Source organism: Companilactobacillus miaonis (assembly GCF_036913615.1).
Classification (GTDB): Bacteria; Bacillota; Bacilli; order Lactobacillales; family Lactobacillaceae; genus Companilactobacillus.
Genome location: NZ_JAYKTX010000012.1, coordinates 76229 through 88049 on the forward strand (window position 1 = coordinate 76229; position 11821 = coordinate 88049).

10 protein-coding genes are annotated in these 11821 nt (G+C 36.2%); 3 read left to right on the forward strand and 7 right to left on the reverse strand.

What is annotated here, in order from left to right:
- Nucleotides 1-300: 300 nt before the first annotated feature.
- From cydC to U8521_RS10570, 4 genes are read right to left on the reverse strand one after another with little or no spacing between them, the layout of a single operon-like run.
- The gene (gene cydC, locus U8521_RS10555; protein WP_334352696.1) at nt 301-2040 is read right to left on the reverse strand and encodes a thiol reductant ABC exporter subunit CydC; all 1740 of its coding nucleotides are present in this window, start codon (nt 2038-2040) and stop codon (nt 301-303) included.
- The gene (gene cydD / locus U8521_RS10560) at nt 2037-3770 is read right to left on the reverse strand and encodes a thiol reductant ABC exporter subunit CydD (RefSeq protein ID WP_334352697.1); all 1734 of its coding nucleotides are present in this window, start codon (nt 3768-3770) and stop codon (nt 2037-2039) included. The genes cydC and cydD overlap by 4 nt, the downstream gene beginning before the upstream one ends.
- Entirely contained in the window at nt 3770-4783 is a 1014-nt protein-coding gene (gene cydB / locus U8521_RS10565; protein WP_334352698.1) for a cytochrome d ubiquinol oxidase subunit II, read from the reverse strand. The genes cydD and cydB overlap by 1 nt, the downstream gene beginning before the upstream one ends.
- Nucleotides 4780-6222 carry a cytochrome ubiquinol oxidase subunit I gene (locus U8521_RS10570; protein WP_334352699.1) on the reverse strand — a complete coding sequence of 481 codons (1443 nt, stop codon included), beginning with the start codon at nt 6220-6222 and terminating at the stop codon, nt 4780-4782. Before U8521_RS10570 ends, cydB begins: the two co-directional genes overlap by 4 nt.
- 383 nt (nt 6223-6605) lie before the next feature.
- Between U8521_RS10570 and U8521_RS10575 the strand changes: the two genes are divergently transcribed.
- Nucleotides 6606-7130, forward strand: a complete 525-nt coding sequence (locus U8521_RS10575; protein WP_334333167.1) for a helix-turn-helix domain-containing protein — start codon at nt 6606-6608, stop codon at nt 7128-7130.
- Nucleotides 7131-7400: 270 nt separating this feature from the next.
- Here the strand turns inward: U8521_RS10575 and U8521_RS10580 are convergent, their stop codons facing one another.
- Together U8521_RS10580 and thiD are read right to left on the reverse strand one after the other, a co-directional pair.
- On the reverse strand, nt 7401-8285 hold the full coding sequence (locus tag U8521_RS10580; protein ID WP_334352700.1) for a hypothetical protein: 885 nt from the start codon (nt 8283-8285) through the stop codon (nt 7401-7403).
- 28 nt (nt 8286-8313) lie between these two features.
- Nucleotides 8314-9123: a bifunctional hydroxymethylpyrimidine kinase/phosphomethylpyrimidine kinase gene (thiD, locus tag U8521_RS10585; protein ID WP_334352701.1), complete on the reverse strand. Its 810-nt coding sequence runs from the start codon at nt 9121-9123 to the stop codon at nt 8314-8316.
- Nucleotides 9124-9256: 133 nt separating this feature from the next.
- On the opposite strand from thiD, the gene U8521_RS10590 reads away from it, so the two are divergent.
- Nucleotides 9257-10015, forward strand: coding sequence for a MerR family transcriptional regulator (locus tag U8521_RS10590; protein WP_334352702.1), 759 nt, complete (start codon nt 9257-9259; stop codon nt 10013-10015).
- 38 nt (nt 10016-10053) lie between these two features.
- On the opposite strand, the gene U8521_RS10595 is transcribed toward U8521_RS10590, so the two are convergent.
- Nucleotides 10054-10761, reverse strand: a complete 708-nt coding sequence (locus tag U8521_RS10595; protein ID WP_334352703.1) for a DUF975 family protein — start codon at nt 10759-10761, stop codon at nt 10054-10056.
- A gap of 133 nt (nt 10762-10894) precedes the next feature.
- Here U8521_RS10595 and proC point away from each other — a divergent pair, with 133 nt between their 5' ends.
- Entirely contained in the window at nt 10895-11659 is a 765-nt protein-coding gene (gene proC, locus U8521_RS10600) for a pyrroline-5-carboxylate reductase (protein ID WP_334333162.1), read from the forward strand.
- The last annotated feature ends 162 nt before the right edge of the window (nt 11660-11821 follow it).

An 11821-nucleotide genomic window follows, 5' to 3' on the forward strand; every position in this document is an offset into this window, starting at 1 on the left:
TCTTGTAAGTGCTAAAGCACTAACAAGAATCTGACGGCTGAGCCAAATCAGCTTTGCTATTCCGGACTGAATTTCCCGTCTATTAGTTATTTGCGTTCCGTTTTTTTTAGAAATAGCAATTCTATTCAGAGTCGGAGTTTGGTATTTTAACGGCCTATTGTGTCATATACATCAGAGAAAAATTTAACAGACAAAAAAAGAGGATATTACTATATTGCAAAATTCTGCAGTATTGGTAATATCCTCTATTTTTTATCTTCTATTGTTCAAGCTATTAAAAAAATAGAAGCGTTATAACGATTAAAGTCCTTGGTCCATTTGATATAGTTCTTTGAAATGTTGATTAGTTTTATAGAGCTCTTGTGGTGAACCTTGCATTTCGATGCTTTCGTCATTGATAAAGACTACTTTATCAACGTGTTTAACGCCTTGTAAATGATGGGTTACCCAGATGATAGTCTTATCTTTTAGAACTTCGAAAATAGTTTCTAGTAAGTCATTCTCAGTGATTGGATCAAGTCCAACGGTTGGTTCATCTAATAAAACGATGGGAGCATCTTGTAAGAGAATCCTAGCTAAGGCAATTCTTTCTTGTTCACCACCTGAAAAACGGGAGCCGTTTTCTCCGACGAGTGTTTCATATTTATCAGGTAGGGACTCAACTAATTTCTTTAAACCAACACGTTCTAGGGCTTTTTTGACTTCAGAATCGCTTCGATTTTCATTACCTAAGCGAACATTGTTCATTAAAGTTGTGTTGAATAAAAATGGTTTTTGATTAAGCACTGAAAAGATTTTTTCACGATTAACCTGAATCTGGTCGATACCAAGATCGTTAATTGTAATTTGACCTTCAGTAGGGGACAAATCGCCTAAAATCAGCTGTAAGATTGTTGTCTTACCAATTCCACTTGGACCAAGTAATGCTAATTTTTCGCCACGAGTGATTTTTTGAGAAAAATCTTTGATTAGAATAGAAGAATCAGTATTGTATTCAAAAGAAACGTGATTTAGATTTAACTCTTTAAAATCAGTCGCTGGCAAGTTAACTTGCTCGGGAAGGTGGCTTTTAACTGGTTTAAGCGTGTTTAAACGAATGATTGAGTCTTTATACAGGGGCCACTCTTCAAAGCCTTGACTGACCGGAATTAAAGAATCTGAAAGTGGAAAAATTGCCAAAACAACGGCTGAAACGAAGTTGGCTTGTTCTTGATTATTGGTCATCGTCAAATTGGTAAAAATCAAAAAACAAACAACAATTGCGGCGAAGATCAATTGTAATAACAAGTCACGATTACGTCGGAATGCTTTGGACTTATTCTTCGATTGATCAAGATTACGGATATTTTGTGAAGTTAAATTTTGAAAATCAGTTTTCCGTCCAGAAATTATCCAGTCATCAACCCCTAAAATGTTATCGGTCAATTGGACGTAGAGGTCACTTTTGACTTCTTTTTGATAAGCTCGACGAGCACTTTCAACAGAAACTGAAAATAATGGAACGAGAAAAACTTCAACGAACAGCAGTAAGAAAACGAAAAAGCCGAATGAAGGGTTGAAGACCCCTAAAGCTAGTGAAGCAATAATCGTTAATAAATAAGAGATTACAGCTGGGAAAATAGTTCTTAAATAAAGATTTTGAAGGTGACTAATATCTTCAGACAATAGGCCCATGATGTCACCAGTTTTATGGTGTTCGTTAAAAAATGAGGCATCACTTTCGAGCGTTTTGTAAAGGCGAGTTCTTAAATCTGAGGTAACTCTTAAAACCCAATTGTGACTCTTGAGTCGTTCGAGATACTTAAAAACTGGCCGACCGATACCAAAAGCTCGGGTCAGTAAGATTGGTACGTAGATCAAAAGAATGTTGACAGGATGAGTTGCAGCCTTATCAATCGTATAGCCTGAAGTAAACATCAAAGCAGCGGCACAAAAAGAAGTCATTAATCCTAATAATAACGCCGTTATAAGTAAGCCTTTGTATTGTTTTATGTAAGGTTTGACCCAGGAATCATGTTTAAAAGTTTTAAAGAAATTCACATCCGTTCACCTCGCATATTATTAATTAATTGTTTATAGGCACCGTTATGACGACTTAGTTCAGCTGGGGTTCCTTGTTCAGCGATTTGTCCGTTATCCATAACGATAACGTAATCCATTTCCTTGATCCAATGTAAACGGTGGGTCGCAAAAATTACTAAATGATTCTTGAATAATTTTTCCATCGGTTGTTTGAGGGCATATTCAGTTTCGATATCCAAGTGAGCGGTTGGTTCATCAAAAATCAAAATATGACGGTCGTCAGCTAAGAAAGCCCGAGCCAACATGATTCGCTGTTGTTGACCACCAGAAATACCACGTCCACCTTCACCGATCTTTGTTTCAAAGCCATCTTTTAAAGTGTCGATAAATTCCATTAAACCGGCTTTTGAAGCAGCAGCAGCAATTTGTTCCTTTGTGGCATCTGGTCGATAGAAGGCAATATTTTCAGCAATTGAAGCTGAGAATAAATAGGGTGATTGGGGCAAAAAAGTTAATTTGTTTTGCCAATTTTTTTGTTTGAAACTATCCAAATGTTGTCCATCAATGGCAATATTAGCTGAATTGGGAGTAATGAAACCGCCAATCGTTCTAATCAAAGTAGTTTTACCAGAACCAGATTTACCAATGACACCAACTTTTTGGTAGCCAGAAAGTTTCAGGCTATCAATATCAAGACTGACCTCATTTTGACTAGTTCCTTGGTAAGAAAAACTTAAAGTATCAATTGATATTTGCGAATTATTATCCCAATTGAAATCACGCAACTGATTTTCCTTAGTCGTAGTTGGCCGGTCTAAAATCTCGAAAATTGCAGCTAGAGCATTTTTCCCGTTTAAAGTAGCATGGTAATCGTTTGAAAAATTGCGTAATGGCAAGAAATATTCCGGCGCCAAAATCAGCGTTACCAAAGCGGGGAAGAGTGGAAAACTATTGTTGATCAGACCTAAACCTAAGAAGACTGCCAAGATAGCGATTCCCAATGTTGTTAACCAGTCAAGCGCAAAGGTTGAGAGGATGGCGATTCGTAAAGTATTCATCGTTCGACGACGGTATTCGTCACTGACAGTATAGATATTTTTAGCATAGCGCTTACTTAGACCTAACATTTTAAGGGTCGGTAAACCACGTAAGGCATCTAAAAAATGATTAGATAGGATCGTATATTGTTTGTACTGTGAATCGGCCTTAGCTTGGGCAGCGAGTCCTAAAATGATCATGAAAAGGATGACTAAGGGCACAATGATAGTCAGAGTAATACCTGAAGCGATATTTTGCATATAAATATAAATTAATAGAACTGGTGGAATAAGGCACATGTCCATCAATTTTGTAAAAATCAATTTGAAATAGTTTTCAATTAAGTCAATTCCATCAAGTGAGGAAGTAACTAAATTACCACTACCTTCGTCTGAAATCATCTCTGGGCCAGCAGTATAAACTTTTTCGAGTAATTGAGACCGAATCTGCTCAGCAGTCTTACTAGCATAGCCTTCGACGATTTTTGTATTGATCAGTGTAAAGACGTGTCTAAGCATAAAGACTACTGCAAATAAGATCATCGGTGTGATGATCGAACGGAGTGGTTTTTGTTCCCACGAATTAACTAGTGCTTCTGCTAAATACTTACCTTGGAATAAAATAACAAATGCTTGCAAGAGAGTTAATCCTGCAAGCATTAAGAGTAATTTTTTAGTTCCCGGTAAGCGAAATAAACGCTTATCTATCATTAATATTTCACCGTATTCTCTCTTGGATTTATTCTCTTAGTGAATAGGGAATATGACCAAACGAAGTAAATTGCCACAATTGGAACCAGAATACATGCCACAATCGTCATAATTGTGAGGGTGTATTGAGAATTAGCAGCATTTTTAATCAAAATACTATGTGCTGGATTTGTAGCAATCATAACACGTGGGAAAAGTCCGTTGAATAGCAAGACGATAACCATGCTTAGTGATAAGCCACTACCAGCAAAACTCCAGCCTTCTCTATCCTTTAGGACTCCATAGTAACCTACAAGTGAGAACAAAACAATTAGAACAGTGATCAATAATGATGAGGTAAATCTCTTAGTGAAGAAGTCAGTTTGTAGAAAAACTAAAACAGCAAAGACTACTTCGCCTAGGAATAAGATGGGATATAAAATTTGATTCAATTTACGAGCACGTTCACGTAATGGACCTTCGATTCTTAAGCGAATGAAATTCAAACCATGAACTAATGATAATAGGACACCGGCAACTCCTCCAACGACTGACAAGAGATTGACAACATCAAAGAAAGTTGGGAAAGCATCACCGTTGGCATTGATAGGAATACCTTGAACCATACTTAGTAAAATCATGCATAGGAAGAATGGTGGAATGATACTGCCGGCAAAGAATGCCCACATCCAAAGATTGCGACCAGTTCTAGTTTCAGCGTGTTTGTGGAATTCAAAAGAAACTCCACGCAAGATAAGACCAACTAAAACTAGTAAAAAGAGAATGTAATAACCTGAGAATAAAGTGGCATACCAAAGTGGTAAAGATGCAAACATGGCACCACCAGCTGTTACTAGCCAAGTTTCATTTCCGTCCCAGTGAGGACCAATCGTTGACATTAAAGCAGCTCGTTCTTCATCATTTCTAGCAAGAAATCTGGTTGACATTCCTACTCCAAAATCGAAGCCTTCCAAGAAGAGGAAGATGGCAAATAGAAGTCCGATTACGATAAACCATAATGTACTTAGTGTCATTGTCCAAAGGCCTCCTTTGCGAATGGATCAACGTTTTGTTTGGCGTCGGCTTCTTCAAAGTAAGGACCATGATGAAGTGTTTGACGACAGTACCAAATCATTACGCCGCCCAGAAGTGTGAATAGTAAGAAGTAAACGATATTACTGAATAATAAAGTACCAACAGTTGAAGTTGGTGAAACGGCATCGGCAATTGTGAATAGACCATAAACGATCCATGGGTAACGACCGAATTCAGTGATAAACCAACCAGCTGAGTTGGCAATAAATGGAACCCAGAGGCAGATGCCTAAAACAACTAGCATCCACTTGTGACTTTCAATTGTATCTTTCTTTTTACGTGAGAAGATCAGACCAACGAGAGCAACCAACATGATCAAAGCGTCGATTCCGGTCATGACTCTAAAGCTCCAGAACAAGGTCTTAGGTGGAACATAATAGTTCATGTCCTTACCAAATTTTTTGTCATATTTAGCGTGTAATTCTTTGTTGATGGTATTCATACCTTTAACAGAACCACTTAATTTGTGATATGCCAAAAGGCTCAAAACGCCAGGAAGTTCAATTTTTCCACTAGCTGTATGGTTTTTACTATCGATCAATTCAACGACCGTCCAAGGAGCAGGATCCTTAGTATCTTCGTAAATACCTTCAGTAGCGGCGAACTTCATTGGTTGATCCTTGATAATTTGTTGAGTTTGCAAATCACCAGCACCAGCTGAAGCAAGGGCAAAAATCAAACTAGCCCAAAGACCAAAACGAAGTGAAGTCTTGAAGAAATGATTCTCACCACTCTTCTTACGTAACAAGCCCCAAGCACTCATACCAGCGATAACAACACCGGCAGTCATGAAAGCGGCCAAGATAACGTGAGGGAAGACTTTCCAAAGCTGAGGATTAGCAACAACAGCACCGAAATCAGTCAATTGGATTCGACCGGTAGTGTTATTGATTCTAAAGCCAGTAGGATGTTGCATGAAACTGTTAGCAGCTAAAATCCAAATAGCCGACAACATTGTACCAATTGAAGTCATCCAAATCATAAATGCGTGAACACCTGGTTTGAAACGATCCCAAGTGAACATCCAAATTCCGATAAAGACGGATTCAATAAAGAAAGCAAGTAGAGCTTCAATAGCTAAAGGAGCACCGAATACATCACCCATAAAACGTGAATATTCAGACCAGTTCATACCAAATTGGAACTCTTGAATAATACCTGTAACAATACCAACGGCAAAACTAAGCAGGAAAATTTTCCCCCAGAATTTTGCCATATCTAAATAAACTTTGTCTTTTTTTACGGCATAAATAGTTTCCATAATGGCAACAAGGAAACCCATTCCGATTGAGAAGGGAACAAAGAAGAAATGAAAGACTGTTGTCATAGCAAATTGGAAACGTGCCAAAGAGACAATGCTTAAACCCATAGTGAGCATGGTAAAAAACCTCCTTAGAACAATATATTTTTCCCTATATATACAAATTTATCATATGATTGATTAACTTTTTAAGCAATGAATTCGACTTGTGAAAAGCGGTTTCATCAGTGCTTTAATAGGATTATCAACAGATTGATAAATTTTTAACAACTTTATATATAATTAGTGTTCTAATATAAAATATAGTCCTTTGAAATCGTTTTTATCATCATTATCGACAAGAAATTTTTACAAAAATCAATGGAATTCTTTAATAAAGGAATTTTAAAACATTTTTTAACGTTATAACGATTGATTTATTGAATATATTGAAATTAGAAAGGGATTGGATGGTGATTCTTTTCCCATTTTGATAGGTTTGAATTGAAAGGTGATTAGTTATGGAATTGAATCAAATATTACGCAGTAAACGAAAAGAATCTGGTTTAACTCAAGAACAATTAGCTGAAAAAATGTTCGTTTCGTCTAAAACTATTTCTAACTGGGAAACTGGAAAAACCTTCCCGGACATTGAAAGTTTGATTCGAATTTCGCAACTCTATCACCTGTCACTCGATAATTTATTGGTGGAAGGATCTGATGTTGTGAAAGATATAGAGAAAAAAACTCGATTAGCGAGCTTAAAAAAATACATTTGGGTACCAAGCATTTTGAATATCCTCTTAGTTTTGGTAGTCTCGCAGCAAAGAATATTAGGTAAGTTGTCCAATCTAACAACAGGATTATTATTAGTAGCTATTGCATTGAACAGCGTGGTAATTGTGTATTTTTCTAAGGAATTGAGCACAGAAAAAGAAGAAGAACCAAAGTTTAGAGATCAACAACAACTAAAAGGATTGGTAGCTTTTCTAATTTTGTTTGGATTAGCCGTTCTTTTTGGATATTTGCGCAAGTACTATTTTTAAGTTTTATAAATTGAAGCGTTATAACGTCTTGTGTTTTGAATAGTTTGATTAATAGAATATAAAAAATAGAGGATATTACTACACTGCATTTGCAGTATTAGTAATATCCTCTTTCTTTATTTATTAATTTTAATTTGTGGATCAGAATAATCTATTAGGATACCAAGTTTTACGTCAGAATAAAATTACTATTCCTAATCAAATGGAAAGTAAATCTAAGATAGATTCGTTATTCACCACTGAGCCAAATCGGCTTCGACATACTTAACTTTACTTCTTATGACGATTGCTGCGACTTCGACTACCAACGCTATTTTGGTTGTTGTTGAAGTTGTTAGGAAATTGACCTTGGTTATTAAACTGGTTTTGTTGATTAGGTTGGTTATAGGCGCCCTGATTGTAGTTTTGGTTATTCTGATTTTGACCAAATTGATTTTGATTATAATTTTGTGGAGCTTGATAATTGCCATTTTGGCGATTTTGATTCATTGCCTGATTATTGAATGGACGATTGTTGCCGCCATTTGGTTGATTTGGCATTTGATTTTGGTTGTAACCATTGTAATTTTGGTTTTGTGGATATTGTCCATATTGATTAGGTTGATTGAATTGATTGTTTTGATTTGGGTTATTTTGATAAGGATTGTACCCATAGTTTTGTTGATTAAAATTGTTCGGTTGATTATTGTATTGCCCATTCATTGGTTGATTATTAAATTGATTTTGATAGGGATTAAATTGGTTATTGTTGAATTGATTGTCATTTTGATTTTCATCTTCATCAGGTAAGGGATTAATGATTGTATCCGTTATAACGACGATTAAATCGATGGCACCAATAATAATACCGACCCAAGCCCAGATCTTTAAGAATCCAGCACCAGGCATGTTGGCATTAAACAAGCCCATTAGACCGCCCAAAATTAAAATAATGAAGCCGACGATATCAGGAACTAAACTGTAAGTCCGATTTGTCAAAATGTAGATAGCTGCCGTGATGATGTAAGTTATTGCCATCAAAATACCAGCAGCACCTCCAATGGCACCAGTACCGACTAGTGCGGCGATAAAGCCTTCAAATCCGGACTTGATCATTAAGATAATCGATAGTATAAGCAATAAAATACCGGCAGAAATTTTTGTTATTCTTACCATAATTAACCTCCGATTTTACTAACAAATACTATTGTATATCATCCTTTACAAAATGGTTAATAGGACCATATTTGTGCCCAACATCGATTTCATTTTTAATAGCATTGTAAGTAAATGTTTTTGCAATTCTAATGGCGTCTTCCATGCTCTTACCCTTAGCAATTTCAGCTACGATACATGATGATAAAGTGTCACCCGTGCCGTTAATGTGGTCAGTTTTGACAAACGGTTCAGAGATCCAGAATGACTGTCCATCTTCTAGGAGAACGTAGTCTTCAACTTCTGAAATTGAGTCGTCGCTATGTTCACCCTTTATCATAATATTTTTTGGACCTAAATTGCGTAATTTATGTGCAGCCTTAACAATTTCTTCTTTATTGTTTAATTCTAAACCAGATAATTTTTTAGCTTCGTAAAAGTTTGGTGTGATTAAGTCTGCCAAAGGGAACAACTTGTCGATCAAAGTTTGATAGGCTTCAGTTTCTAAAAGCATAGCCCCGTGTTTAGTAATAATAACAGGATCTAAAACAAAAGTTCCAAAAGGTTTGTCACTAATAGCATTGGTGACAGTATTAATGATTTCAGAATCAGAAAGCATACCCGTTTTGAAGGCAGATACATGAAAATCATCTTTGATACCTTTGATTTGACTATTGATAAATTTGGCTGGCATATTGACACTGTCATGAATACCATAAGAATTACCAGCTACTGCAGCAGTTAAAACGGACATTCCATAAACGCCACGAGCCATAAAAGTTTTTAGATCAGCTTGTGCGCCGGCACTTCCGTCAGAGTCAGAACCGGCAATTGTTAGTACTTGAATAAATTCGTTCAAATTAGTCACCCACCTAATAATTGTTTCCTTTATAGTAACAGAATCCAAAAAAATATGATTGATTTTTGTGATTTTTTCCTTGACCTTAACGCAGCGTGAACCCTTAGAATCAAATTTGTTAGGAGAGTTATTTATGAAATATACAATTAAAAAATTAGCCCAATTAGCTGGTGTCAGTACGCGTACTTTGAGATATTACGATGAAATAGGATTATTGAATCCGAGTGAGATTAATGAAAACAATTATCGAATTTATAATGAAAAAAATGTAAATAAATTACAGCAAATTTTGTTTTATCGCTCACTGGATTTTCCATTGAGTAAAATTAAACAACTTCTCGATAATCCTGATTTTTCACACCTAAAAGCTCTCAAAGAACAACAAAGTCTGTTACTAGAAAAAAGAAACCAAGTAGATGCTCTTTTAACCAATATCACCAACACAATTGCCGATTATCAAGGAGAAATTACGATGACAGATAGTGAAAAATTTGCAGCTTTTAAAAAAGAACAATTAGAGAAAAATGAAACTGAATTCGGAAACGAAATCCGTCAAAACTATGGAACCGATATGGTCGAACAGTCGAATAAAAAGTATGGTCAATTATCAAAAGAGGACTTTGATCAAATGGAAAAAATTGAGTCACAACTGATTGCTGATCTAGTGATACTCAAACAAAATCCGGACCTGGATTCCGCTTTGGCTAAAAAGATCTATCAAGAACATAAATCCTGGTTACAATTTACTTGGCCTAAATATACTAAAGAGATGCACAAAGGCTTAGTCGAAATGTATGTTAGTGACGAGCGTTTTGCTAAATATTATAACGATAAAGCTAAGACTGATATAACAAGTTTATTGAGAGATGTAGTTGATCACTATACTTTATAACGGCGTTATAAAAAAACACAACCTAAGTTGTGTTTTTTTTAGTTATTCTCATTGGCAACCAAGTCACGATAGAAGTTAGCCATGGTTAGTTTGTAATATGGGAAAATCCAGAAGAATCCGATTCCTAGAGTGATACCACCTAAAATGAACCAACCGATGAAACTCAATTGTAAGACGAAGTAACGCCATTTATTACCATTCATTAACTGGCGACTGCGAGTAATGTAGTCGGTTAGTGAATAATTATCGGCTAAGCCACGGTCGTTTAAATCTTTATAGACAAAGAAAGTTTGTGAGTAGGCGATACTCTTGACGATTCCAGGGATAATCAAAAGTAAATACCACAAGAATACAAAAATATTATTGATGATATAAATGAAAATCAACTTCCACCAATCAGGACTTCTGAAGTAAGTGAAGTTACTCTTGATTGGACTAAATTCTAAATTCGGATCTTCAATCCAATCCAAGCCACGAAAAGTTGCTGAAAGTGAAACAATTAAGAAAATCAAACTCAATAAAAAGACGATGATTCCTGATGAGAACGCCGTTGTGACAATAGCAGTAAAGTTAAAGTTTGCTGTTGTCGATGTGTAGTCACTAGAACTTCTGCTTCCACCTGAACCGGCATTTGCCAACATCAAGATTGTTGGGATCAAGTATAGTAAGACGGCTGTACTCCAACGTCCCCGGACTAAATCCTTCACCTCACCCTTTAATTGAGCGCGTGTTTTATAGTTGTTCATTATTCCCCTCCTGTTAATCAAATGATACAAAAAAACGATGAGAAACTAAAGGAAATGACAATCTATATTTCTCATCTAAAAATAATTTCTATATAATGTACAGTATAAACATTGTGAAGGAGAATAGTGCATAATGATTGGATTTATTGGTGCCGGAAGTATCGGAGGAGCCGTTATAACGGGTCTGGTAAAAAATGGATTTGATGCAAATCAAATTATTGTTAAAGGTGGTCGTTCCAACAGAACCCAACTTTTAGATGATCAATTAGGTTTTAAAATGGTAAAACGGGTTAAACAGCTAGAAGACACAGAAGTTATTTTTATTGCCGTTGGTGCCAATGCCTTGGATAGTGTTTTGACTGAATTAAAGGAAATCGCTGCAGGTAAGTTAATCGTTGCTTTCACAGGAAATGCCTCAGTTTCTCATTTGAAGCAAGCACTAGGGGAAGTCAAAGTAGCACATGCGATTCCAAACACACCAGTCAAAGTTGGAGCCGGTTTTACTGGTATCACTTATTCAAGTGACTTTACTGATGATGACAAGAAAAAAATTGCTTCGATCATGGGTTACACTGGCCAATTAGTTGAGGTTCCTGAAGCTCAATTAGGAATTTTAGGTACTGTTGCCGGCTGTTCACCAGCTTTTCTAGATGTTTTCATCGAAGCTTTGAGCGATGCTGGCGTAAAACATGGCTTAAACAGAAAACTTGCTTATGACGCTGCTATTGGGATGGCCATTGGTGCCGCCAAGTTAGCTAAGCAATCTGAATTAAACGTTTCAGCTTTGAAAGATGAAGTAACTTCACCAGGTGGTTCAACGATTCGTGGTGTGGCCGCACTTGAAGAATATGGCTTTAGAAATGCAGTTATCAAAGCTGTTGACGCTGCTGAAGAATAGGCTTACAGTGAAATTATTGGGACTTCGTGTCCGCAGTGTGTGAAAAAGCACACCTAAACCCTGCCTGTGTGGGAGGCTGCTGAAAAATCAACGTTCTTCTGTTGATTATCAGTTTCAATTAAAACAAAAAGGAACTTTAAAGTGTTTTTCACCTTAAGGTTC

Excerpts from the sequence above, each read along its gene's own strand:
- U8521_RS10580 (WP_334352700.1), bottom strand. The coding sequence starts at position 8,285 with ATGGTAAGAATAACAAAAATTTCTGCCGGTATTTTATTGCTTATACTA.
- U8521_RS10570 (WP_334352699.1), bottom strand. The coding sequence starts at position 6,222 with ATGCTCACTATGGGTTTAAGCATTGTCTCTTTGGCACGTTTCCAATTT.
- U8521_RS10595 (WP_334352703.1), bottom strand. The coding sequence starts at position 10,761 with ATGAACAACTATAAAACACGCGCTCAATTAAAGGGTGAGGTGAAGGAT.
- cydD (WP_334352697.1), bottom strand. The coding sequence starts at position 3,770 with ATGATAGATAAGCGTTTATTTCGCTTACCGGGAACTAAAAAATTACTC.
- U8521_RS10575 (WP_334333167.1), top strand. The coding sequence starts at position 6,606 with ATGGAATTGAATCAAATATTACGCAGTAAACGAAAAGAATCTGGTTTA.
- cydB (WP_334352698.1), bottom strand. The coding sequence starts at position 4,783 with ATGACACTAAGTACATTATGGTTTATCGTAATCGGACTTCTATTTGCC.
- U8521_RS10590 (WP_334352702.1), top strand. The coding sequence starts at position 9,257 with ATGAAATATACAATTAAAAAATTAGCCCAATTAGCTGGTGTCAGTACG.
- proC (WP_334333162.1), top strand. The coding sequence starts at position 10,895 with ATGATTGGATTTATTGGTGCCGGAAGTATCGGAGGAGCCGTTATAACG.